Origin of the sequence: Spirosoma liriopis (genome assembly GCF_023196085.1) — a bacterium.
GTDB classification, from domain to species: domain Bacteria; phylum Bacteroidota; class Bacteroidia; order Cytophagales; family Spirosomataceae; genus Spirosoma; species Spirosoma oryzicola.
Genome location: NZ_JALPRF010000003.1, coordinates 206,217 through 231,276 on the forward strand (window position 1 = coordinate 206,217; position 25,060 = coordinate 231,276).

Sequence of the window (25,060 nt, forward strand, 5' to 3'; positions counted from 1 at the left end):
CAGTCGGTATAAAGCGAACTCATGCAACCTATGACAACAAGCGAACAATTATTCGAGAAAGCAAAAACGCTGATTCCGGGTGGTGTTAACTCGCCCGTCCGGGCTTTTCGGGCGGTGGGTGGCTCCCCGGTTTTCATTAAATCGGCGAAAGGACCGTACCTCTATGACGAAGATGGACGGCAATACATTGAACTGATAAACTCCTGGGGGCCAATGATTTTGGGCCACGCTTTCGAGCCGGTCGAAAAAGCCGTTCGCGATGCTATTCAGGATTCGTTTTCGTTCGGCGCTCCCACGCGCAAGGAAGTTGAAATGGCCGAATTGATCACAACGATGGTCCCTTCCGTCGAAAAGGTGCGGATGGTCAACTCCGGTACCGAAGCGACGATGGCGGCTATCCGGGTGGCGCGGGGCTTTACCGGTCGTGATAAGATTATTAAGTTCGAAGGCTGCTACCACGGGCATGGTGACTCGTTTCTGATCGCTGCCGGTAGCGGAGCCATGACAATGGGTATTCCCGATAGTCCCGGTGTCACGAAAGCGACGGCGGCTGACACGCTTACTGCGCCCTACAACGACCTGGCCGCTGTTGAGAAATTGTTGGAAAACAATCAGAACCAGGTAGCCGCTGTCATTCTGGAGCCAGTGGTAGGCAACATGGGTTGTGTACTTCCTCAACCGGGCTTCCTCGAAGGGATTCGCGCCCTCTGCGACAAACACGGCGCGCTGTTGATTTTTGATGAGGTGATGACAGGCTTCCGACTGGCTAAAGGCGGAGCGCAGGAGCGATTTGGTATTACACCCGACCTGACGACGATGGGAAAAATTATCGGCGGAGGTATGCCGGTCGGTGCATACGGTGGACGCGCTGACATCATGAATGTGGTATCACCTGCCGGACCCGTTTATCAGGCCGGAACGCTTTCGGGTAACCCAATTGCCATGTCGGCGGGACTCGCGATGCTGCACCACCTCAACGATCACCCGGAAGTCTACACGCGGCTGGAAGAAATCGGGTCAGCGCTGGTCAACGGCTTTCAGTCGTCCCTAACGAAGCTGGGTCTGAACTACACGATCAACCACATCGGCTCCATGTTCACGCTGTTCATGACCGAGCGGTCGGTAACCAACTTTGCCGAAGCCAAAACGTGCGATCTGCCTTTGTTTGGTCGCTATTTCCACGCCATGCTGAAGCGGGGCGTTTATCTGGCTCCTTCGCAGTTTGAAAGTTTGTTTCTGTCAGTTGCCTTGACCGACGATTTGATCAGCCAGATTATTCAGGCGAACGAAGAAAGCTTGCAGGAGGCATTGGCATGATTGTAAAGGGCGTAATTTTTGACTTCGATGGAACATTGGCCGATACGTTACCGCTTTGTATTCGGGCGTTTCGGTCATCTATCGAACCCCGGCTGGGCCGTTCCGTAAGTGATGCGGAAATCATTGCGACCTTCGGCCCATCCGAGGAGGGAACAATTAAAGCGTTGATTCCCGATGCTTTCGACGAGGGTGTTGCTGCTTACCTAACCCATTATGAACAGTTCCACGCCGATTACCCAGACCTGTTTCCGGGTGTACAATCGCTGTTGACCCATCTGCAAAGCAAAGACGTTAAGCTGGCTTTAGTGACGGGAAAAGGCCGACACAGTGCGGCTATGTCGCTCAAGTTTTATCAGTTGACTTCGTACTTCAGCGCATTTGGTTACGGCGATTTGCAGGTCAACAGCAAAACCGGCAACATCAACCGGATTCGGGAGGAGTGGCAGTTAGCACCGGAAGAGGTTCTGTACGTTGGCGATGCGCCCAGCGACATTACAGCCTGTCGTCAGGCGGGTGTGCCGATTGCCGCAGCCGCCTGGGCATCAACGGCGGTGCCTGCTATGTTGGAACCGCTCAAACCTGATGCTTTGTTTCACTCGGTAGATTCGTTCCGAACCTGGTTGTTTGACCGCCTGCCATGATCTTTTTTTCCATTATCATTCCCGTCTTCAACCGTCCCGACGAACTACGCGAACTGCTGGTGAGCCTGACCAAACAAACTTATACGCATCTCGAAGTTATTGTTGTTGAAGACGGTTCTAAAACCAAAGCGGACGACGTGGTGGCCGCCTTTGCCGATCAGCTGGCTATTCGCTACTATTTCAAGGAAAACTCTGGACAGGGGTTTACCCGCAATGTTGGTTTTGAACGGGCAAACGGCGATTATTTTGTCATCTTCGACTCGGACGCGCTGATTCCACCGCATTATTTTTCCGTTGTCAATGAACGGCTGGAATCAGACTGGCTCGATGCCTACGGCGGTCCCGATATGGCCCACCCTGACTTTACAGCCGTTCAAAAAGCGATCAGCTATTCGATGACATCACCGTTTACGACGGGCGGTATTCGGGGCAGCAAAAAGAATCTGGGCGGTACATTTCACCCCCGAAGTTTCAACATGGGGTTGTCGCGAAAGGTGTGGGAAACAATTGGCGGGTATAAGCTGAGCCGAATGGGGGAGGACATTGAATTTGCTATTCGGATCATCGAGAACGGGTTCAAAACGGGGTTGATCGCCGATGCTTTTATTTATCACAAACGCCGGACAAATTTCGGTCAGTTTTACCGCCAGTTGCGTTTTTTTGGCAGAGCCCGGATTAATATTTCGCGTTATTATCCAGGTGAGCTGAAACTCGTTCACACCTTCCCGGCTTTGTTTACTCTGTTTGTGCTCTCTGTACCGGTTTGGGCACTCATCAGTACGGTTCTGTTTCAGTTAGCACTGGGTGTGCTACTGCTATTCGCTGTGCTGGTTCTCGTTGACGCTACGCGTAAAGAAAAGAGTTTACAGATCGGTTTATTGAGCGTAAGAGCGGCTTTTACGCAGTTGATTGGCTACGGTATCGGCTTCATCGGCGAGGGTTGGAAAAAACTTCGCGAGCCTAAAACCTTTCGGGAGACGGGGGCTAGTATCGAATACCCATCGTGAGGAATGGATTGTAAATATATAGTACCAATAGGTGTAAATGTTAAGCTATCATCAACGAAAGCTAGACACTTTGTGTTATATTCTTGAACCATTGATGCATTAACCCACCATGACAAAGCTTGCGAAACCACCTGGTCAGAAGTTAGTAAAACGCATGAGTACGCGGACGAAGGGCCTGATTGTGGCTCCGCTGGGGCTTTTGCTGTTCAGTGTGGGGCTGTGTGTGTTTAGCCTGGCAGCGCAAGCCAGACTGGATGGAGCTACCTTTCAGCAGTGGTTTCTGCGGGGTGCCTATAGCCTGATCCTGATCAACGGCGGATTGTTGCTCTTTGGACAGGCGGTCCGCTACCGGGCGCAACTGGATTACCGTCGGTTCGTGCGCCGGGAACTGAAAAAGCGGGATCGGGAGTGGTCACGAAACCGCCAGAAACGAAAAACCCCGCCGAATAAAGGCGAGGCTTAGTATCGTCGGTTCGCAAGTAAGCTTGACTAAGCTTCTTTTTTCTCGGCGAACGATGCTTTGATCGCTTCAACGTCTACGTTTCTGATGATCGGCTTACGCAGCAGTTGTTTGATAGCGTTGGTCTTATTGTTAGCGATGGCCCGGTTCCGGCGACCTTTGCGTTTCAGTTCAGTTACTCCCATGACTATATATTAGTTTTCTTGCGGTTCGAATTTTGAAGTGCAAAAGTACAGCTTTTTTAGTCAGAACTTGCAGATTGAGCGGGATTTTTTGCTAGCAACTCCCTCACCTGCTTATTTTTGCTCGAGTGATCGATAAAGAAAGAGCTACAGCTTCTTTAGAAACTCAGTTCGTAGTACAATACTCATACCACCTACCCGGCAATCTACTTCGTCAGGATCATCGGTAAGACGAATCTTCTTAACGGTTGTGCCTCGCTTAAGCGTGGTCGAAGTACCTTTGACTTTCAAGTCTTTGATAAGGGTTACGGTGTCACCATCGGCCAGACTGTTGCCGTTACTATCTTTTGCGTCCATTGGTCAGTACTATTTAATTAGGGCCACAAAGTTATGAAGAAGCGGAGAAACGACAGCCTTGCTAAACCGGATTGACAGCCTAGGTAGTATTTTATTACGCTCTCTCCTGTCAATCCTGTTCATCCAGTCTATTAATTTTGCGCCATGCAAAAACCGACCTTACCGAAAGGTACCCGCGACTTTGGGCCTGAGCAAATGCGCAAACGGCTCTTTATATTCGATACCATTCGCCAGACCTTCCAGCGATTTGGTTTTCAGCCGCTTGAAACGCCGTCGATGGAAAATCTTTCCGTTCTGATGGGTAAATACGGCGACGAAGGCGATCAGCTTCTATTTAAAATTCTCAACTCCGGCGATTTTGCCGCCCATTTAACCGAAGCGGATTTACAGTCGGGCTCGAAAAAGATTACGCCAAAAATTGCTGAGAAAGGATTGCGGTATGATCTGACCGTACCGTTTGCCCGCTATGTGGTGATGAACCGGAATAGCCTGACCTTGCCGTTCAAACGCTACCAGATGCAACCCGTGTGGCGCGCCGACCGGCCCCAAAAAGGACGGTATCGGGAATTTTATCAGTGTGATGCCGACGTTGTTGGGACGGATTCGCTGCTGTGCGAAGCCGAAATCGTGCTTATGATCCACGAGGTTTTTCGTAATCTGGGCGTTGCTGACTTCACGCTAAAGATCAATAACCGCAAGATTCTGGCCGGTATTGCGGAGGTTATCGGCGCACCGGGACAAGAGGGTGCATTAAGCGTAGCTATTGACAAATTAGATAAAATTGGCAAAGAAAAAGTCCTTGACGAGTTGCGCGAACGGGGTTTTTCGGAAGAGGCCATTGTGAAACTTGAGCCGATGTTCGAATCGGGAGACACCGATGAGTCATCGATAATCGGTAAGCTGAAAACGTGGTTAGCCGGTTCGGATACGGCCACACAAGGTATCACTGAGTTGGAACAAACGCTTCAACTGGTTGAGCAGTACGGACTGGCTGATTCTAATGTCGAGATCGATCCGACTTTGGCGCGTGGTCTGTCGTATTATACCGGGGCTATTTTCGAAGTAAAAGCTAACGGCGTTTCCATCGGAAGCGTTAGCGGGGGCGGTCGTTACGATAACCTGACCGGCGCATTCGGGATGCCGGGGCTATCGGGGGTAGGTATCTCGTTCGGCGTTGACCGGATTTACGACGTGATGGACGAGCTAAACTTGTTTCCAGCTTCGGCGGGTCAGGGCACGCAGGTACTGATCATACCGTTTGATGCCGAAGCGCGGTCGGTCGCATTGCCTTTACTAAGTACATTGCGCAGTGCGGGTATTGCTGCCGAAGCGTATCCGGATCTGGCTAAAGTCAAGAAAATGCTGGATTACGCAAACGCCAAGGCTATTCCATTCGTCGTGCTCATTGGCTCGGAAGAAGTGCAAACCGGCCTGCTGACGCTCAAGAATATGGTAACGGGCGAACAGCAAAAAGTAGCGGCTGACGCGCTAATGCAAATAGTCCTTGCCTGATAAAAACTGGAGTCGATTGTGTTGTAGTGTCAGGTAGGAATACTCGTATTGTGAGAAATCCGTAAAACTCGTGATGTAGTGGTGTCGGTTTCTCAAAACCGACACTTCGCGTCAGCAATTTGTGTCGGTTTTGAGAAACCGACACCACGGTATGCGGGCGGCCCCGTCGACACCACGCCACGACTGACACCGAATACTGTGTACTTATTTCTGTTGAGCCAGGTGTTGACTGATCGCTTCGGAAACAGCGGTCGTCTGGCCGCTTGGAAGCCCCGCTACTTCACCGATAACGATGATTGCCGGGTTGCCCACTCCTGATTCTTCGGTCTTCTGAACGATATCCGAAACGCGGCCAAAGACCATCTGCTGATCGGGCAGCGTTCCGTTTTGGATGATAGCAACGGGTGTTTGAGCTTTACCGCAATTGGCAAAAACAGCCATGATCTCCGCCAGTTTGTGCATGCCCATCAGCACGACAACCGTGGCGGAGGACTGAGCCGCTAGCTGAAGATCCTTGGATAATTGTCCCGCTTTCGTTGTGCCCGTAACCACCCAAAAGCTTTCCGACAAACCGCGCGTTGTCAGCGGAACACCCGCCGAAGCCGGAACCGCATAACTACTGGAAATGCCCGGAATCATGTTGGTTTCAATCCCGCATTGGCGCGCAAATTCAATCTCTTCGTAACCCCGCCCGAACACAAAGGAGTCGCCCCCTTTAAGCCGAACAACGTGACCGTATTGCTGCGCGTAATGCACAATTAGTGGGTTGATATCTTCCTGTACGCACGAGTACGCACCCCGGCGTTTGCCGACGTATACCTTCAATGCATCCGGGTGACAATAATCGAGCAAGTCGGGATGCACAAGCGCGTCGTACATGACAACGTCTGCCTGTTGCAGGGCCCTAATGCCTTTGACGGTTATTAAATCAGGGTCGCCGGGTCCGGCACCTACAAGGGTTAATTTCATGCGAATGAGTGATAAAGCGGTATGATACATCGGACCCACGAGCGCAGATCCATTCTCTATCGTGCCGCATATCGATAAATTTAGCTGTCCTGCGCCTGGGTCAACGCCTGTAGTTCGGGTAAACCTTCCTGTTCGATCTGCGCTTCACGGTAAGCTTGAACGGCCTGTAAAAAGGCTTCGGCTTTCGCCACAAACTGAGTCGCAAATAGTTCGGACGGCTCCTGCTTATTAATGCTGAACACCAGGGCTTTGAACTCACCTTCGGTCTGGTGGAAATCGGGTTCGCCCAGGAACGTTTTATCAAAGTCGCTCACAATGCCGTGTTGCGTGTTGGTGGGAACATCGCGGCTCATCAAAGCGGCTCTAGCTCCGGTGATAAACACGTTGTAGGCATGGTAAAGTGCATCGGCCCAGCGTCCTCCGGTGTGTGCTTCACGCGCCCAGCCCAGCTTCTCGTTTGCTTCGGTAAGCGTTGTCGCCACAAGGTCGATCAGCACACTGGCGCATTCGCCGATACCGACTTCCGTAACGTACTTTTCGGTATGATCCCAGTCGATGTAGTCGCTGTCAACGAGTGTTTTCAGATCCGCCAGCGGTTTGAGTAACTGGTAGAAGTAATTCTTTCCCTGACGAGCGTAGTAGTCGCTGTAGTATTCGCCGTCGAAGCTATTGGTTTCAAAATCCCGTAGTAATGCCCGTAGCGAGTGCGGACCGCGTTTGGTTGGAATTTTAATGACCTTGTCGGCAATTAATCCTTCACCTTTGCCATTGAAACCGCCACCGAGCAACACCTGTAAGGCGGGCAGCACATAAGCGCCGTTCTTGAGCGATGAGCCGTGGTAGCCAATGTTCGCCACCGAGTGCTGACCGCAGCCGTTCATGCAACCCGAAATTTTGATCTTGATGTCATCGTTGAAAACCAGATCCGGAAATTCGTCGTGCATCATCTGTTCCAGCGCCCGCGTGATTCCGTAGCTGCTCGAAATAGCCAAGTTACAGGTATCCGTGCCGGGGCAGGTCGTGATATCAGCGGTGGTGTCAAAACCAGGTTCAGCCAGACCAAGCGCATCCAGTGCTTCGAAGACAGCGACAAGGTTTTCCGGACGAACGTACCGAAGGAGATAACCCTGGTTGACGGTTACGCGAATGTCGTCGGCTGCGTATTGCTTGACAATCTGCGCCAGGGACCGCGCCGTATCGGAATGCATATCGCCGAGGAGCACGCGCAGTTGAACCGCGTACCAGCCCGCCTGCTTTTGTTCAAACACGTTGGTTTTGAACCAATTGTTTAGCTTAGGATTGTCACTTGATACCGTATAGTTGCTGGCCTCCGGGCGGCTCGGATACTGATCCTCTACCGACCAACGCGATGGGTCAATTGTAAACGCTTTGTTTTTTAACGCGGGCGTCTCTTCATCGACACGACGGAGCAATTCTTCTAAACCAATGTCGTTGAGCAGGTATTTCATCCGGGCTTTGTGTCGCTTCTGCCGCTCACCGTACCGGTCAAATACCCGAATCACCCCTTCGATGAACGGAATTACCCGCTCTTCTTCCAGAAACTCAGTAGCCGTTTGGGCCGGAAAAGGTTGAGCCCCGAGACCACCGCCCAAAAGCACTTTAAAGCCACGCTTCCCATGCTGAGTGCGCGGGATTAGACCGACATCGTGCATATAGCCGTAGGCCGAATCGCTCTCGCTGGACGAAACCGATATTTTAAATTTCCGGCCCATATCCTGGCAAATTGGGTTGCGCAGGAAATAATCGAAAATCGAATATGCGTAGGGAGTAATGTCAAACGGTTCGGTTGGATCAACGCCAGCGCGGGCCGAACCCGTCACGTTACGGACTGTATTACCGCAGGCTTCCTTTAGCGTAATACCCGCATCTTCAAGGTCGGCCCAAAGCTGCGGAGAATCAGCCAGCTTAACAAAGTGAAGCTGAATATCCTGACGGGTAGTAGCATGTAAATTGCCCGTTGCAAACTTGTCCGACAGATCGGCGATGCGGGTGAGCTGGTCAGCCGTGATCCGTCCGTGCGGAAGCTTGATGCGGATCATCTGAACGCCCGGTTGCCGCTGGCCATAAACCCCTCGCGTAAGCCGAAATTTACGGAAGGCTTCGTCGGCTATACTGCCTGATTGGAACGAGCTAATTTTCTTTTCCAGATCAAGGATATCGCGCCGAGCGGCTTCACTGACGTTATCGGTAAGGCGGATGGACATAACTACTATTGTCTATAGATTTAATCAACTAATACAGTTAAACAAAACGCCGTTTTACCGGCGTTCTATCGTTGTACAATAATAAAGCAAATTCACCTGACTTAAGTTCAGGGGGTGTATAGCTATTCGTTATGGACGATAACGGTTTGTTATAACGATTCGCCGGTCAGCATTAAGGCTCCCACGGTTACGTTTGACGTTTCGTCAATCAGAATAGCGCCACCCGTTGCGCGATTCTGGGCATATGGATCGAAGCTAACTGGTTGAGCCGTACGAAGAACGACTTTGGCCAGATCGTTGAGCTTCAGGCTTTCTACGCCTTCCGTTTCCTCGTAAGTGTTGACGTTTAGTTGATAGGCAATCTCACGAACCGAGCAGCGCGTGCGGGCTGTGCCGACTTGCAGGACATATTTATTGCCCGCTTTAAATTCTTTGGTATCCATCCAGCAAAGCATCGCTCCCACATTCTGGCTGCTGATCGGCTGGCTATCGGAACGGACAATGAGGTCACCCCGGCTGATGTCGACATCCGTAGCCAGATGCAAAACAACCGACATTGGGGTAGCCGCTTCATCGAGTTGTTTCTCCGCTATCTCAATGGCGTCAATGGTCGATGTTTCGCCGGAGGGCAGTACCGTAATGGAATCCCCTTTTCGGAAAGTACCACTCGTGATTTTACCCGCATACCCCCGGTAATCGTGCAGTTCGGCGGTCTGTGGGCGAATGACGTACTGAACGGGAAAACGTGCAGGATGATGGTCTTCGGTTTCGCCATCAACAGCGTCGTTGATCGTTACCGTTTCCAGGTGCTCCAGGAGGGTTGGTCCTTCGTACCAGGTCATCGCCGTTGATTTGTCAACGACGTTATCGCCGTTGAGCGCGCTCATTGGAATGTACGATACCTGATGAACGTTTAGTTTTTGAGCTAGCTCGGCGTAGTGAATGCAAATGTCAGAAAACACATCCTGCGAATAATCGACCAGATCCATTTTGTTGATCGCCACGACGATGTGCGGGATACCCAACAGCGAAGCGATCAGGGAGTGCCGACGCGTTTGTTCAACGACACCGTGACGCGCATCGACCAAGACAATAGCCAGCTGGCAATTCGACGCACCCGTTACCATGTTGCGGGTGTATTGAATATGGCCCGGCGCATCGACAATAATAAACTTACGATTCGGCGTCTGGAAATAACGGTAAGCAACGTCAATTGTAATACCTTGTTCCCGCTCGGAACGCAGACCGTCTGTCAGCAGGGCGAGGTCAATTTCACCGTCATCGCGGCTTTTGCTTGCTCGTTCGATTGCTTCAAGCTGGTCGGCCAAAATGGATTTGGAGTCGTAGAGAAGCCGTCCAATAAGGGTACTTTTGCCGTCGTCAACTGAACCGGCGGTTATAAATCGGAGGAGATCCATTTACTCAGTGGGTGATTTCGTGAATAAACAATTGAGGAAATTAGTGACTGAGGTTTATACCGATAATCCCATATACACTCAATTACTCATGCACAGTTGTCAAAAATAGCCGCCTTTTTTGCGGTCTTCCATGGCCGCTTCGGATAGCTGGTCGTCCATGCGGGTTTCGCCCCGTTCGGAGATGCGTGTGGCCTGAATTTCGTCAATAACGGCATCGAGCGTATCAGCCTGCGATTCGGAAGCTGCCGTGCACGAAATGTCACCGACGGTTCGGAAACGTACTCGGCGGGTCACCAGTTGATCGTCGGCCTCGGGTTTGATAACTCCGCCCGCCGTTGCCATCAGCTTGCCATCACGAATCAGCAGTTCGCGCTCGTGGGCAAAATAGATGCTGGGCAACGCTATTTTTTCGCGACGAATGTAGTTCCAAACGTCGAGTTCGGTCCAGTTCGAGATTGGGAATACGCGTACGTTTTCGCCTTTGTGAATGCGACCGTTGTAGAGGTTCCAAAGTTCGGGACGCTGCCGCTTGGGGTCCCAGGAGCCGAACTCATCGCGGACTGAGAAAACACGTTCTTTGGCCCGCGCTTTTTCTTCATCCCGACGGGCACCGCCGATGCAGGCATCGAACTCAAATTCTTCGATGGTATCGAGCAATGTGAAGGTCTGCAAGCCATTACGCGTCGCATTTCGGCCGGTGGGCTCCTTTAATTTCTTTTCGCGAATGGTATCTTCAACGTACCGAACAATAAGCTTCTCACCGATCTGCTCGGCCAGATTATCCCGAAAGTCAAGGGCTTCCTGAAAGTTATGGCCTGTATCGATGTGTACCAGTGGAAACGGAAGCTTACCCGGTCGAAAGGCTTTCAGGGCCAGATGCACCAGGGTAATAGAATCTTTACCGCCGGAAAACAGCAGGGCGGGGCGCTCAAACTGCCCGGCGACCTCACGCATGATGTGGATGGCTTCCGATTCGAGCTGATCTAGATAATCTAACTTCATTGTCATTGTATGGTCATAGGTGTCACTTGCCGGCGCTAGTACGTATAGCAACAACTGAACGACTTATGGTTTGAATGCTTCCTCGTGCGTGTGTAAGCCACACTCTTTCTTGGAGTTATCTTCCCACCACCAGCGGCCAGCGCGGAAATCTTCGCCGGGTTGGATGGCACGGGTACAGGGCTGGCAACCAATGCTGACAAAGCCCCGGTCGTGGAGCGGATTATACGGTACGTTATGCTCTTTTACGTACTGCTTCACTTCCTCGAACGTCCAGTCGAGTATCGGGTGGAATTTAAACAGGTCGTGGGCAGCGTCCCATTCCACCTGCGTCATCGACTGGCGATTGGCCGATTGCTCCGACCGAATACCCGTAATCCAGATTTTGTTGCCTTTAAGCGCCCGGTTCAGGGGCTCTACTTTTCGGATGCCACAGCATTCTTTCCGGTTTTCAACGGAATCGTACATGCTATAGGGACCTTTGTCGGTCATCAGTTTCTCAATAGCATCGGCTTTTGGGAAATAGGTTTCGATCTTGGCTCCATAGCGGTCGTTCGTTTTTTTCCAGACAGAATACGTTTCCGAAAACATCCGACCCGTATCGAGCGTGAAGATCTTGATCGGAATATCGTTTGCCAGGATTAGATCGGTGATGACCTGATCTTCATAGCCCAGGCTGGTCGAGAAAATAACTTCGCCAGGGTATAAGTGGGCCAGTGTACGCAGGGCTTCGACACTGCTCAATCCCTGTAGCCGCTCGCTCAGGCTTTCGAGCGTATAGGAGGTGGGTTCCGCAATCATAATTTCTGCTTTAAGGACACAGCCTTGCCGGTTTTAGCCGATTGGCGGGCCGCATCCAGGATTTCCATAACAATCAGGTTGTTCTCTAATGACGTTAATTCGTCGGGTTTAGTTTCCCCACGAAGCAGGCTGGCGAAATACGCAAATGGGTCAGCAGCAGGGGCATCCGTCGAAGTGGCTTCCAGCGAACGTTCGGCTTTGTCGTCCTTCTGACGCAGCCGCATTCGGGTGCCATCTACGGTAAAAACGTAGCCTGTTTGGCCGTACACTTCCATATCCTTGCGGCTAAAGGGCCAGTTCCAGGAAGCCTGAATAATGGTCTGCGTTTTCGGATAGGTCAGAATGATGGTTGCCTCGTCATCAACCTTCGGATAAATGTCCGGCTTGATCTGTTGCGTTACGGCCATCACCGACAGAGGGCGCTGATTTCGCAGTAGCCACGTCGATAGGTTGGCACCGTAACAACCAAAATCAAACAATGCACCCGCTCCATTGGTAGCCGGGTCGGTCAGCCAGTCGAGAAATTCCTTGTTGACGTTGATCTCCTTCGGCCCCTGATGCCCATCGTGAACGACGATCTTGCGCAAATCGCCAATGGCTTTTTCTGAATTCGCCAGGGCGAACGCCTTGTGATTACTACCGTACCAGGTCGTTTCGTAATTCGTCAGCAGTTGGACGCTATGCTTTTTGGCCAGCGATCCCATCTGTTGGGCGTCGGCAAAACTGGTTGCCAATGGTTTCTCAACCATCACGTGAATGCCGCGTGGCGCACAAGCCTCTACCGTTTTCTTATGATCGATAATCCGGCCAAAATCCGTAACGGCTTCGGGCTTGGTCTTGTCCAGCATTTCGGCGATGGTTGGATAAACCAGGCTCATGCTGTATCCATACTGCTTGGCAAATCGCTCGGCCAGTTCCCGGTTTGGTTCGGCAATGCCTACAATTTCAACGTCGGTCTGTTTTTGCCGAAACGCCTTGTTGAGAATGCCGTGTACATGCGAGTGTACCAAGCCCACGATCCCAATGCGAATCGGTTTTTTCGGAGATTGACCGTTCGCCAGGAGGCTCATAAGCAGGAAAGCGATGTACAGCGGAATTCGCACCATTCGTCAGGAGGTTAAGCAATCTTTTCTTTAACCACTTCCGCCGACTTTTCTACTGCTTGCGTAAAGTCAGCGATCAGATCGTCAATAGCTTCCAGACCAACCGAAATGCGAATCAAACCGGGCGTAATGCCCAGAGCTGCTTTTTCGTCGGGTTTTAGTTTCGCGTGGGTCGTCGTGTTGGGATTAGTGACAATCGTGCGCGAATCGCCAAGGTTCGAGGATAATGTCGGGATCGTAAGGGCGTCGAAAAAAGCTTTCACCCGCTCAAAGCCACCTTCCAACTCGATGGTTACGATAGCACCACCCGCGTTCATCTGCCGTTTGGCTAGCTCATACTGAGGATGCGAAGGCAGGAACGGATACAACACACGTTCTACGTCCGCGTGAGCGTCGAGCGCCTGAGCCAGTGCTAAGGCATTGCTGCAATGACGGTCCATCCGCAATTCCAGCGTTTCCAGACTTTTGGATAAAACCCAGGCGTTGAAGGGCGACAGCGATGGTCCCGTATGGCGGGCAAAGAATCGGATCTGTGCCATCAGGTCGGCCCGACCAACCACGATTCCACCCAGTACGCGGCCTTGACCATCCATGAATTTCGTCGCCGAATGCACTGATAAATCAGCACCAAAATCAATCGGCGTTTGCAGGATTGGCGTGGCAAAGCAGTTGTCTACGTTCAGAATAAAGCCGTACTTCTCTTTTAACCGACCCAGCATTTCCAGGTCAACTAATTCCAGACCCGGATTCGATGGCGTTTCCAGATAAACCATGCGCGTGTTGGGTTGCATTGCGGCTTCCCACTCCGCTTCACTGGCCGTCGCATCGACATACGTATGAGTGATGCCCCACTTGCTCAGAATCTGCGTGATAATCTGATGCGCTGATCCGAACAACGCCCGACAAGCAACCAAATGATCGCCGGATTTCAGGATAGCGGCCATGCTGGCAAATACGGCGGCCATGCCGGTGCCCGTAGCAATACCTTCTTCGGCATTTTCGAGCATACAAACCTTATCAACAAACTCCGTTACGTTTGGATTCGAGAAGCGGGAGTAAATGTTGCCAGCTTCGGTTTCCTCGAATAAGGCTTTACCCTGTTCAGCACTTTCAAAGGCAAAACTGGACGTTAGGTATAGGGGGACAGAATGCTCGCGATACTGCGATTTGCCTGTTTGGGTACGGATCGCTTTGGTTTGTTTTTTCATACGGCGAATGAAATCGGCTTTCGAATACCGAGTCTGTAACGGACACTAAAAGAACTTAATTATCTTCCGCAAACTTACGAGGATTATAACAATTCCGACGAGAACCATCATGGTTTTGACGGGGAGTTTGCGGGACAGGTGAGCGGCAATCGGCGCAGCAATCATGCCACCCAGGATCAGCCCCAAAATAACCATCCCGTAATTATCCAGACCGGCGTAAAGGGCAAATACGACGGAAGAAGCGAACGAAACGAAAAACTCAGCCAGGTTGACAGAACCGATCGTATAGCGTGGGTGGCGACCAGCGGCAATCAACGTTGAATTGACGATAGGACCCCAGCCACCACCGCCGATGGCATCCACAAAACCACCGAACCAGGCCAGTAACCCGATCTTTCGAACCGGCTTTTTCTTGGTTTGCTTAGCCAGTGCTTTTTTTAGGATCAAAACGCCAAGAATCGCCGTGTAGACCGAAATGGCCGGAGACAGATAGTCGGCGATTAGTTCCATATCCGACAGTTTGGTGATCAGGAAAGCACCCAGCGCTGCGCCAATAATACCCGGAATCAGGACAATTTTGAAGAGCCGGTTGTTGACGTTGCCAAATTTGAGGTGCATGTAGCCCGATACACCGGAGGTGAAGATTTCGGAGCTGTGTACACTGGCCGTGGCAAAAACCGGACTGATACCGACGCTAGTCAAAAAGGTAGTGGCGGTAACACCATAGGCCATCCCCAGGGCACCATCGATCATCTGAGCGACGAAGCCAGCGGCTATGAAGTAAAAAATGTCGGGGGTAATGTCAATCGCCTGTGCAATGACCGTTAACCGATCGAGGGTCAGGTAATCGAATACCAGATGACCCACAATCATCAGGGCGAGGGCCGCAAAAACGTAAATCGCAATTTCGGTGCGATTCCGTCGTCTGAGTAGTGGGTTACGGATCGACTCAGCCGTTACAACCTCCGCGTCGGGGAAAGCCAGTCGAAGTGCGTCGGCCTGCGCTTCCCGACGATTTATATCACCTTGGATGCTGACTCGTAAGCCGTTAAGGTCAAATGGCAGTGAGGTAGTCGCGACTGCATCACCGGCTGGCACTAGTCCGGCTTCGTCTTGGTTATTCATAGTGTCTAAATCCTATCGACTTAATAGATTTATTTTCTTATGAAAAGCGGCACAATGAAGTGCCGCTTTTGCCGATGAAGAGAAGAACACAAAGGTACGCAGATTGGATCGGTAAAAACAAGCAAACGGCTGATTTCGTCATTGTATCCTGGTAAGCTATGCGGCTTCTGGTTCGCCGGGTACTGTCAGGGTTGCTAACCCTTTGCGCTTATCGCTATTTCACCGCGTTCCAGACCTCCAGCGGACGGTCGGTTGACATGATGTCGGCACCGTTTTTGGCGAATTGTTTATACACCTGGTCACCTTTGGCTGCGGCCTGTTTGTCGAGGTTGCCCAATGTACCCAAAATACAGGCAATGCCTTTCTGATGCAGAAACTGGTATAGTTCAGCGTCGGGTTCTTTGACGCCGACGAACGCCACCATCCGGTTATCGGGAATGCCAAGATCGTGGAGACGGTCGTACTCAGCCCGGTTCCGAATCGTGACCGAAATCATTAGATTTGGATCGAGTTTGTTGATTTTAGCCGCATCCTGCGCATTGTACGTAATGATGGCCGCGTAGTCACCCATCCCGGTTTTGCGAACCATATTCACGACTTTCTCGAATGACACGTTTCGCTTGACATCGAGCGTAAACGCTACTTTGCCTTTGCCCCAGTTGAGTACCTGTTCCAGCGTCGGAATTTTATACGGTGTCACATTGCCCATGTTGTCTTCCAGCCGGAAAGGAGCCAGTTCCGCAAGGGTTTTGTCGATCAGTTTTCCCGTACCAGTCGTTGTTCGGTCCAGGGTGGCGTCGTGCATCATAACCAGCACACTATCTTTTGTCAGGTCGATGTCACATTCGATGATGACCGGCATTTGTTTCGCCAGATAAGCAAAGGATTCGATGCAGTTTTCGGGGTACCCTTTCAAGTCACCACCGCCCCGGTGCGCCGAAATCTTGGCGGGCCCCTGTTGGGCTTTGTAACTAAAAAAGTCAGGACCGCCACCCGTGGAAATTTTTGTGTAGGTTTTGGGTGAGCAGGTGATCAGACCGAAGGCTAATCCGAGGAATAAAGCAGGTTTTGTAATCATGGATGTAAGGGATTCTGCGTGTTTGCTATTGAAGGCTTTTCAAAGCTGTAACCAACGCAGGAACCGTTCGGGTAAGTCGTGTTGTTGCTGAAGCAGTGATGTATTCGTTATTCATTCGGTAGCCAGTCTACCAAGCGAGGTCGTAAAAATAAAGCGTCTGGCTTAGAATCCATAACGGCACCACGTAGCGTCTTACGGGTCTACTTCATCTTTTATCAGAAACGGGTTTCCGTTTATCGGTGAACCTTCCGCTTAACGAATACGAAAATGATTCCTTTCTCAGTTCTCGATCTTTCGCCTATTGTTGCGGGCAATACGCCTGCGCAGGCTTTACGCAATTCGCTTGACCTAGCCCAACACGCCGAACAGTTAGGGTATAACCGCTACTGGGTTGCTGAACACCACAATATGCCGGGTGTTGCCAGTGCGGCTACATCGGTTGTGATCGGCTACATCGCGGGTGGTACCCAAACGATCCGGGTAGGAGCGGGAGGGATTATGCTGCCGAACCACTCACCGCTGATTATTGCGGAACAATTTGGTACGCTTGAATCGCTGTATCCGGGCCGGATTGATCTGGGATTAGGCCGGGCCCCTGGTGCTGATCAGGCCACTGCGCGGGCACTACGCCGGGATGTCAATAACGGCGATAGTTTCCCGCAGGATGTTGTCGAGTTATTGCAGTATTTTCAGCCGGGCGATACGGATCAACACGTACAGGCCATACCCGGCGTCGATCTGAATGTACCCGTCTGGATTCTGGGTTCGAGCTTGTTTGGTGCACAGCTGGCCGCGTATTTAGGCTTACCGTATGCGTTTGCTTCGCATTTTTCACCAGCGCAACTGATGCGCGCCCTGGAGGTTTATCGGTCACGGTTCAAACCGTCGGCTTACCTGTCCGAACCCTACGCGATGGTAGCGGTCAATGTCGTAGCTGCCGATACCGACCGGGAAGCCGAACGGCTGTTTACGTCGGTACAGCAACAATTTTTGCACATTCGACGCGGGAAAGCACGTCAGATGCAGCCGCCGGTTGATGATCTGGCAGCACAGTGGCCGGAGTATGAACTAGCGGGTATCGAGCAGGTACTAAGCTGCTCGGCGGTTGGCTCTCCTGAAACCGTACAGCGCGGACTGGCTAATCTGATTGAGCAAACCAAGGCGGATGAGCTAATTATTTCTGCGCCAATTTTCGATCATCAGGCTCGTAAGCATTCCATTGAGATTGCGGCAGCGGTGCGGTCTAATCTGGCCGTTCAGCAGGAGACAGCCTCCGTATAAAGTAGAGGTAGCTAGCAACTAATCAGGGGTTTCTGGGCCGCAACGTACATGCACGTTGCGGCCCAGAAACCCTTTTCGTAACCTGCTTAGAAAGTCATTCCGCCTAAAAACTGAAACCCTTTCGTATCGTCGCCGTAGGCTTTTACGTCAAAACCGACGGTGATGCCACTGTTGAACCGGTAGAGCAAACCATATTTCTGATACGTTGCCGGTTTGTAAGGCCGGGGACGCACGACGTTCCAACCCATGTGGGCGGTAAATAAGTAACGACCCTGCCAAAACTCGTAACCGGCTAACAGCGTCCCCTGACGGTAGTTTTGATCCTTGTAACGCCAGCGCTTTACCTGCTCTTTAAAATACAGATCGTCAACGAGTTCAACGCCCCCCGATAGAACATGGGACTGGCTAAGTCGATAGCCACCGAGTAATTTGAGCCCAAACATGGGCAAGGCCATTTCCGGGCTTTCTGGACTTCCGGGCAACACGCGAATCGAGCTCATCAATAAAGCGTGAGCGATCCAGCGACGAACCAATGGAGAATGCTTCCATAGCCGCGTGTTTGGGTATGTGGGTTTGTTCGTAGAATAGACCAAGCCTACGGCAAGGCTCGGGATGTTCATTCCCTGATTGGGCTGGCGTGTTCCGGCGTTTGAAATGTGATTATAATGGGCCGATAGATTTACGTGGACACGATCCGTAAGTTGATAATAGCCGTTGAGGCTCGCGCCGATCATGCTGCTAATTGGTAAGCTGAAGTATTGATTGGTCGGATTCGTTTCGGGATCATAAACGCGAGTCAGGTACGTCAGACCGATCGAACCACGGACAGACAGATTGAATCGACGACGGTACAGGATCATCGGTTCAAAGAAAAAACCGGCCCCGGCTGTGCGCCCTAATGCAATTGGATTGCGGAAAGCAATGTAATTGGCGTAAATGCCTGTTCTGGCAAAGCAGTTACACTGTTCCCAAGTCTTCCGCTGAACCCCCAGCCAACTGTAGTCAAGCTCGATACTCTGCGGTACGTTTCCCGTTGACGGAACCACCTGATCGGGTGCGTATAGCCCCTGGTGTAATTTTATGACGAATTGACGATTGACTAAGCTTGAATCAGATTGAGCGATCACCCACCCCGGAAATAACAAAGCTATATACAGTATACATTTTACCATGATAGTTACAATGTAAATACATTATTGATATAATAATTAATATGTATACGTAAAAAATGTTGTTTTGCCGTAATATATAAACAAAGGTATTTTATAAGTTAAATGAATTCTTGGTAAAGTTTGATTTTGCAGAGCGCATCTGTTTTAAAGTGAGAATAGATTCCTATGTGAAGTAACACGGTAATTGAAATGCCAACCGTAGCGTATTGAAACGAATGCCGTTGTGTAACCAGGGCTTCAACACGTCGGCGGGTCCGTTTGGTGGTGTCGGTTTCAGAAACCGACACCACCAAACGGACCCGCCGACACTAATCCATACTATCAAAAGGTTATTTTTAGATTGCCTTCTGATTAAATCACAACGTTGACGATCCGTTTTGGCACGACAACCACTTTCTTCGGTGATTTACCTTCCAGCCATTTTTGTACGGTCGCGTCGGCCAGTACTTCCTGTTCGATCTCGTTGGGAGCGCGGTCGACGGCAAAACTGATCGTGGTCCGAACTTTCCCATTGATCTGGATCGGGTAGTCGAAAGCGTCTTCGACCAGGAAGTTGGGGTTGAACTTAGGAAACGCAGCTTCGGAAATTGTACCCGGCGTATTGCCTAACGCAGCCCAAAGCTCTTCGGTAATGTGCGGTGCGTACGGCGATAGCAGCAAAACCAGATCCTGTAAAATAGCGCGTTTATGACAGTTGAGCGTTGCTAATTCGTTGACGCAGACCATGAACGCGCTTACCGACGTATTGAACGAATAACTTTCAATGTCGTTTTCGGCCTTCTGGATGGTTTTGTGCAGCACTTTCAACTCGGCTGGCGTCGGTTGTTCATCCGTTACGATCCACTGACTTTCTCCGGCTGCGTTATCTTTATAAAACAACCGCCAGAACTTGCGGATAAAACGCGAAACGCCGTCGATACCGTTTGTATTCCAGGGTTTTGCCTGCTCCAGCGGGCCGAGGAACATTTCGTACAGCCGCAGTACGTCCGCGCCGTATTTCTCCACGATCATGTCGGGATTGACGACGTTGAACTTCGACTTCGACATCTTTTCAACCTCCGCACCAACGATATAACGACCGTCCGGCTCGGTGATGAACTCCGCATTTTCGGTCAGATCCGGACGTGCTTTTTTGAATGCCTCAATGTCCAGAACGTCGTTCTCAACGATATTGACATCAACGTGCAACGGCGTTACTTCCTGATCGCCAACCTGATTCAGCGACACAAAAACAGGCCGGGTACCTTCGACGCCCGTACCCTTCAACCGATACGCAAAATTGCTCCGGCCCTGAATCATGCCCTGGTTGATGAGCTTTTTGAACGGCTCTTCCTGGGGTACGTAGCCGCGATCTTTCAGGAATTTATTCCAGAAGCGGCTGTAAAGCAGGTGACCCGTAGCGTGTTCGGTACCGCCGATGTATAGGTCAACGTTCTGCCAGTAATCGATGGACTGCTTCGAGGCAAAAGCCGTGTCGTTTTGCGGGTCCATGTACCGATACCAGTACCACGACGAACCGGCCCAACCGGGCATGGTGCTTAGCTCGTACTCGTATTCGCCTTTGTATTTCCAGCCTTCGGCGCGTCCCAGCGGGGGCTCGCCGGTTTCGGTAGGCAAATACTTGTCGATGGCGGGCAGTTCCAGCGGCAGGTCGCTCTCATCGATCAGGTAAGGCAAGCCCTCTTTGAAATAAACAGGTACGGGTTCGCCCCAGTAGCGCTGACGGCTAAATACCGCATCGCGCATCCGGTAGTTGATCTTTCCACGGCCCAGACCCCGTTCTTCGAGCCACGCAATCAGGATTGCGGTTGCTTCTTTGTAGGTTAGCCCGTTGATAATGCCGGAGTTGATGTAATGACCTTCTTTGGTGTTATCCGCCTGCTGGTCAATGTCTTTCTGCGCGTCCAGAATTGGAATAATCGGCAGATTGAAGTGGGTTGCAAAAGTCCAGTCGCGTTGGTCGCCCGACGGAACGGCCATCACCGCACCCGTACCGTAACCCGCCAGTACGTAGTCGGCCAGATAGATGGGGACGGCTTCACCACTCAACGGATTGACGCAGTAGCTACCCGTGAACACCCCCGAAACGGCTTTAGTATCGGCCATCCGGTCGCGTTCGGAGCGGAGCTTAGCCGCATTCACATAAGCTGTTACGGCTTCCTGCTGTTCGGGCGTTGTCAGGGCTGGTACCAGTTCATGCTCAGGAGCCAGTACCATAAACGTAACGCCGTAAATGGTATCGACGCGGGTCGTGAACACTTCGATGTTGGACGTGGGTATAGACACGGTTTCACCGCCGAGCTGCTGGGTCGAACGAATCGGAAATTTAACGCTGGCTCCGACCGATTTGCCGATCCAGTTGCGCTGTTGTTCTTTTATCGATTCCGTCCAGTCGATGGAATCCAGGCCGGTCAGCAGGCGGTCGGCATAGGCCGTAATGCGCATCATCCACTGGCGCATGAGTTTCTGCTCGACCGGATAACCACCCCGCTCCGAAACGCCGTCTTTCACCTCGTCGTTGGCCAGTACCGTACCCAGGGCCGGACACCAGTTTACCACCGCGTCGGCCAGGAAAGTCAGGCGGTATTTCAAGGTGATCTCGTAGGATTCCCGCGTCGACAGGGCGTTCCACTCGGCGGCTGTAAACGTTGGAGCGTCCTCGTCACAAACCGCGTTGACATCGGTGGTGCCGTTGGTGGCAAACTTGTCCGTCAGCGTTTCGATAGGCTCCGCCCGGTTGGTGTCCTTGTTGTACCAGCTGCGGAACAACTCCATGAAAATCCACTGCGTCCATTTGTAATACGATGGATCGGACGTACGAACTTCCCGGCTCCAGTCATAACTGAAACCGATGTTTTTGAGTTGTTCGATGTACCGGGCCAGATTCTGCTCGGTTGTTACCGCCGGATGCTGACCCGTTTGAATGGCATACTGCTCAGCGGGAAGTCCGAACGAGTCGAATCCCATCGGATGCAGCACGTTGTAGCCCTTGAGTCGCTTGTAACGCGCCACAATGTCGGATGCGATATAGCCGAGTGGGTGCCCAACGTGCAGGCCCGCGCCCGATGGATACGGAAACATGTCGAGTACGTAGTACTTCGGTTTGTCCGTCTGTTCTGCTGGTTTGTAGGTATGGTTATCGTCCCAGAACCGTTGCCATTTCTGCTCGGTCTGGCGGTGATTATACTCCATGTTAACGAATGAAATTGCTGCGAAAGAATGGGCAAAGATACCAAATTTTGACCGTTTTGGCTGCCGCCCATCAATGAGGTGTCTTTTGTCCAATTAGTACGAAATGAAAAGTGCGCGAATTGCTGGCTTAGGGTATTACGTTCCCGAACGGGTTGTGCCTAATGTCGAACTGGCTCCGCTGGTGAATGTGTCGGACGAATGGATTCAGGGACGAACCGGAATCGAACAACGGCATTACCGCAAAAAACACGGCGAAACGACCACGACGATGGGCGCGGCAGCCGCCCGCATCGCTATCGACCGGGCCGGAATCTTGCCGGCGGATGTCGATTTTATCATTTTTGCGACCTTGAGTCCCGACTATTATTTTCCCGGAAACGGCGTTTTGCTGCAACGCGAACTAGGTATCACGCACCGAGCGATGGGCGCGCTGGATATCCGTAACCAGTGCTCAGGCTTTATTTACGCCTTGTCCATTGCCGATCAGTTCGTTAAAACGGGGAAGTACAAAAACGTGCTAATCGTTGGAGCCGAGACGCACTCGCGGAGTCTGGATTTTTCGCCGACGGGCCGCGACGTAACGATTTTGTTTGGTGACGGGGCCGGAGCCGCCGTCATTCAACCCTGTGACGAACCTGGGCGCGGTATTCTGACCACCCATCTCCACGCCGACGGTACCTACGCGGAGGAACTGGCCTGCTTTAATCCGGGTGCCCACGGTGGGTACTACCTCGAAAAAGAATCGCTGCGGTTTACGGAAGAGGAAATCAATAGCATTGCCGAACACGACGATCATGCTGGTTTACCGTACATGAACGGGCAGACGGTGCTGCGCCACGCCGTAACGCGCTTTCCCGAAGTGATTAACGAAGCCCTGGACGAGATGAATCTGTTGCCAAAAGACATTGACCTGCTGGTGCCGCATCAGGCGAATCTGCGCATTGCTCAACTGGTTCAGAAACGGCTGGGCTTATCCGACGAGAAAGTATTTAACAACATCCATAAGTTTGGCAATACCACGGCGGCTTCCATTCCCATCGCTTTGTGTGAAGCCTGGGAGCAAGGAAAAATCGAGGATGGTGCTTTACTTTGCGTAGCCGCATTTGGAAGCGGGTTTACGTGGGGTTCGGCCCTGATTCGGTGGTAGATGAGCAAAAAGATCGGTTGGTATATTGGCATTGTAATCCTGACGGCTGGACTGGGAAGTCTGGCCGTTGGCAATTTTAGCTTCCCACTATCCGATGGCAACGACACAGACCAGTACGAATACGTTGGGTATTTCTTTGGCAAGAATCTAAGTCTGTGGCCGTTCCCTCAACTGAATCTGCTCAATACGCAAAGTTTTTATCCGTACGGTTTAAATCAGGTCTTTCTGGATTGGGGCTTCGAGCGTGATTACTGGTATGCACTCTGTTACCGGCTGTTTGATGGCCCCGGTCCGTACCTTCAGTTTTATTACGTCTACAGTTTGGTCGTTGCAGCTATCGGTACGTTTGCCCTGACTGCGCCCCGGTTTGGTCTGGCGAAAGCGTTTGTGTTTGGCTTGATTGTATCGGTGTTTAACTTTTATGCGATCTGGAAGTTTCCCGTGCACATGAACGTCTGCGTCGATCACTGGACGGTGCTGTGCATGGTGGCGACGTATCGGCTGTTGCTCGACGTGCTGGACAAAAAAAGCGTTTCGCTTGCTTACTGGCTATTCTGGGCATGGCTGCATCTTCAGGTACTCGGTCAGGAACTGGGTTATGTAGCTGGATTTGCCCTGACGCTAACGACCCTGACGGTCCCTGTACTGGCGGTGGCATTGTACCGGCAATTTCCTCAGCCGGGCCGATGGATGATACTTTTTCGGACCTACGTGCGCGATCAGTGGAACCGCCAGTTCGTTGTCATAACGATGGCTCTAACGCTCATTGTTGTGAGTGCCTGGCTGTATCTGCCGTTGACCTTGCAGATTGCGTTTACCGCCTGGCAATTTGATTTTGGCGCTGTACCCGAACTCAGGGCTTGGTCGCACCCGTTGCGGTTGCTTATTCCGCATCTGCCCGGTCTGCATACGTTTGCCTTCGATTACAAACCATATCTGCGGGACACCTTTGAAAGCTACGCGCAAGGAAGTCCGGGATTGTATCTGGTTGTTTTAGCCGTTCTGGGCTGGTGGCAGATTCGCCGACGCGTGGCGCTGTGGCTGCCGGTGGTAACCATGCTGATCCTTTGTCTGCTTTATCATCCGGTATTGATACCGACGCTGAAACTGTTTCCCTGGTTTAGTTTCAACCGGCACGGCGGGCGAGCCAGTTTGATTTACCCTGTTTTGCTGGGGCTTCTGGCATTGCCTATAAGACCATCACGTAGCCCATTGGCTCTTGGTCTAAGCGTGGTGTTAAGTGTCCTTATGGCAGCAGAGTGGTATACAGGCTACAGTCAACGGTTACGGATGCCCATCAACGTAGCCTCGGAAAGTTTGATCCGCTACTGTGCCGTCGTGAAGCAGCAACCCGGCGTAGCGGTACTCGATTGGCCCTTCTGCGCCGTGGGGGCCGACGGGGTGGGGGCAAAAGAAGGTCTTTGCCCGTATTATGACCAGCAGAATGCCGTTTTTACGTTCCGCCGTTTTTACGACAAAAATGTTGTCGGGCAATATTTCGGTCGTCTGCATCCGACTCACATCCAGCCGTTTCTGCGCGACGAATGGCCCCGGTTGTTACGGCCCGGCTATGTATTTACCGGACAGGACTGGCAGTTTCTGGATGCGTTTCTGCGAACTAATCACTTCGCCGGCATCAACCTCTATCCCGGTCTGTTGACATCGGATCAGGTGGGCGAATTCTACCGGCGTTACGGGCGCCCAATCGCCGAAACACGCTTTCCGGCAGCGGGGCGGGTCGTATTTATTCCGCTACGAAATCAGGCAAAAAATACGCCTTGAAATGACACGTTTTGGTCCTGATTTGCGTAGTATAAGCAAGTCCTTGGAAAAGAACCGCATGATCTGAACGTATACGCCTTTTAT

The 25,060-nt window shown here is 51.7% G+C and carries 21 protein-coding genes; 8 read left to right on the plus strand and 13 right to left on the minus strand.

Annotation, left to right across the window (positions count from 1 at the left end):
• Positions 1-30: 30 nt before the first annotated feature.
• The 4 genes from hemL (at position 31) to M0L20_RS17700 (ending at position 3,428) form a co-directional block, all read left to right on the plus strand.
• Entirely contained in the window at positions 31-1,317 is a 1,287-nt protein-coding gene (hemL, locus tag M0L20_RS17685) for a glutamate-1-semialdehyde 2,1-aminomutase (RefSeq protein WP_248478312.1), read from the plus strand.
• Positions 1,314-1,958 (plus strand): HAD family hydrolase, encoded by a 645-nt coding sequence (locus tag M0L20_RS17690; RefSeq protein ID WP_248478314.1) that lies wholly within the window; start codon positions 1,314-1,316, stop codon positions 1,956-1,958. The genes hemL and M0L20_RS17690 overlap by 4 nt, the downstream gene beginning before the upstream one ends.
• The gene (locus tag M0L20_RS17695) at positions 1,958-2,965 is read left to right on the plus strand and encodes a glycosyltransferase family 2 protein (RefSeq protein ID WP_248479136.1); all 1,008 of its coding nucleotides are present in this window, start codon (positions 1,958-1,960) and stop codon (positions 2,963-2,965) included. The genes M0L20_RS17690 and M0L20_RS17695 overlap by 1 nt, the downstream gene beginning before the upstream one ends.
• Before the next feature lie 109 nt (positions 2,966-3,074).
• Positions 3,075-3,428, plus strand: a complete 354-nt coding sequence (locus tag M0L20_RS17700; protein WP_248478315.1) for a hypothetical protein — start codon at positions 3,075-3,077, stop codon at positions 3,426-3,428.
• A gap of 26 nt (positions 3,429-3,454) precedes the next feature.
• Here M0L20_RS17700 and M0L20_RS17705 read toward each other — a convergent pair whose 3' ends face one another.
• Together M0L20_RS17705 and M0L20_RS17710 are read right to left on the minus strand one after the other, a co-directional pair.
• The gene (locus M0L20_RS17705) at positions 3,455-3,610 is read right to left on the minus strand and encodes a hypothetical protein (protein ID WP_248478316.1); all 156 of its coding nucleotides are present in this window, start codon (positions 3,608-3,610) and stop codon (positions 3,455-3,457) included.
• 144 nt (positions 3,611-3,754) lie between these two features.
• A complete protein-coding gene (locus tag M0L20_RS17710) occupies positions 3,755-3,964 on the minus strand; it encodes an alkylphosphonate utilization protein (RefSeq protein ID WP_248478317.1) in 210 nt (69 codons plus the stop codon).
• A gap of 144 nt (positions 3,965-4,108) precedes the next feature.
• On the opposite strand from M0L20_RS17710, the gene hisS reads away from it, so the two are divergent.
• Positions 4,109-5,476: a histidine--tRNA ligase gene (gene hisS / locus M0L20_RS17715; RefSeq protein WP_248478318.1), complete on the plus strand. Its 1,368-nt coding sequence runs from the start codon at positions 4,109-4,111 to the stop codon at positions 5,474-5,476.
• A 204-nt stretch (positions 5,477-5,680) separates the two neighbouring features.
• On the opposite strand, the gene cobA is transcribed toward hisS, so the two are convergent.
• From cobA to M0L20_RS17760, 9 genes are all read right to left on the minus strand, one after another.
• Positions 5,681-6,445 (minus strand): uroporphyrinogen-III C-methyltransferase, encoded by a 765-nt coding sequence (cobA, locus tag M0L20_RS17720; protein ID WP_248478319.1) that lies wholly within the window; start codon positions 6,443-6,445, stop codon positions 5,681-5,683.
• Positions 6,446-6,525: 80 nt separating this feature from the next.
• Positions 6,526-8,670 carry a nitrite/sulfite reductase gene (locus tag M0L20_RS17725; RefSeq protein WP_248478320.1) on the minus strand — a complete coding sequence of 715 codons (2,145 nt, stop codon included), beginning with the start codon at positions 8,668-8,670 and terminating at the stop codon, positions 6,526-6,528.
• 149 nt (positions 8,671-8,819) lie between these two features.
• Positions 8,820-10,088 (minus strand): sulfate adenylyltransferase subunit 1, encoded by a 1,269-nt coding sequence (locus tag M0L20_RS17730; RefSeq protein ID WP_248478321.1) that lies wholly within the window; start codon positions 10,086-10,088, stop codon positions 8,820-8,822.
• A 99-nt stretch (positions 10,089-10,187) separates the two neighbouring features.
• On the minus strand, positions 10,188-11,090 hold the full coding sequence (cysD, locus tag M0L20_RS17735) for a sulfate adenylyltransferase subunit CysD (protein ID WP_232562278.1): 903 nt from the start codon (positions 11,088-11,090) through the stop codon (positions 10,188-10,190).
• 63 nt (positions 11,091-11,153) lie between these two features.
• On the minus strand, positions 11,154-11,888 hold the full coding sequence (locus M0L20_RS17740; RefSeq protein ID WP_248478323.1) for a phosphoadenylyl-sulfate reductase: 735 nt from the start codon (positions 11,886-11,888) through the stop codon (positions 11,154-11,156).
• Entirely contained in the window at positions 11,885-12,994 is a 1,110-nt protein-coding gene (locus tag M0L20_RS17745) for a Gfo/Idh/MocA family protein (RefSeq protein WP_248478325.1), read from the minus strand. Before M0L20_RS17745 ends, M0L20_RS17740 begins: the two co-directional genes overlap by 4 nt.
• Positions 12,995-13,005: 11 nt before the next feature.
• Complete coding sequence (locus tag M0L20_RS17750; RefSeq protein ID WP_232562281.1) at positions 13,006-14,199, minus strand: trans-sulfuration enzyme family protein; 1,194 nt, start codon at positions 14,197-14,199, stop codon at positions 13,006-13,008.
• A 45-nt stretch (positions 14,200-14,244) separates the two neighbouring features.
• Positions 14,245-15,324 carry a sulfite exporter TauE/SafE family protein gene (locus M0L20_RS17755; RefSeq protein ID WP_248478326.1) on the minus strand — a complete coding sequence of 360 codons (1,080 nt, stop codon included), beginning with the start codon at positions 15,322-15,324 and terminating at the stop codon, positions 14,245-14,247.
• A gap of 214 nt (positions 15,325-15,538) precedes the next feature.
• Positions 15,539-16,402, minus strand: coding sequence for a glycerophosphodiester phosphodiesterase family protein (locus M0L20_RS17760; protein ID WP_248478328.1), 864 nt, complete (start codon positions 16,400-16,402; stop codon positions 15,539-15,541).
• Between the two features lie 267 nt (positions 16,403-16,669).
• Between M0L20_RS17760 and M0L20_RS17765 the strand changes: the two genes are divergently transcribed.
• Positions 16,670-17,683: an LLM class flavin-dependent oxidoreductase gene (locus M0L20_RS17765; RefSeq protein WP_248478329.1), complete on the plus strand. Its 1,014-nt coding sequence runs from the start codon at positions 16,670-16,672 to the stop codon at positions 17,681-17,683.
• A gap of 86 nt (positions 17,684-17,769) precedes the next feature.
• On the opposite strand, the gene M0L20_RS17770 is transcribed toward M0L20_RS17765, so the two are convergent.
• Positions 17,770-18,855 (minus strand): acyloxyacyl hydrolase, encoded by a 1,086-nt coding sequence (locus M0L20_RS17770; protein ID WP_248478330.1) that lies wholly within the window; start codon positions 18,853-18,855, stop codon positions 17,770-17,772.
• A 351-nt stretch (positions 18,856-19,206) separates the two neighbouring features.
• Positions 19,207-22,047 carry a leucine--tRNA ligase gene (gene leuS, locus M0L20_RS17775; protein ID WP_248478331.1) on the minus strand — a complete coding sequence of 947 codons (2,841 nt, stop codon included), beginning with the start codon at positions 22,045-22,047 and terminating at the stop codon, positions 19,207-19,209.
• Positions 22,048-22,150: 103 nt separating this feature from the next.
• Here leuS and M0L20_RS17780 point away from each other — a divergent pair, with 103 nt between their 5' ends.
• On the plus strand, positions 22,151-23,194 hold the full coding sequence (locus tag M0L20_RS17780) for a 3-oxoacyl-ACP synthase III family protein (RefSeq protein WP_248478332.1): 1,044 nt from the start codon (positions 22,151-22,153) through the stop codon (positions 23,192-23,194).
• Positions 23,195-24,976 carry a hypothetical protein gene (locus M0L20_RS17785; RefSeq protein WP_248478333.1) on the plus strand — a complete coding sequence of 594 codons (1,782 nt, stop codon included), beginning with the start codon at positions 23,195-23,197 and terminating at the stop codon, positions 24,974-24,976.
• Positions 24,977-25,060 lie beyond the last annotated feature (84 nt).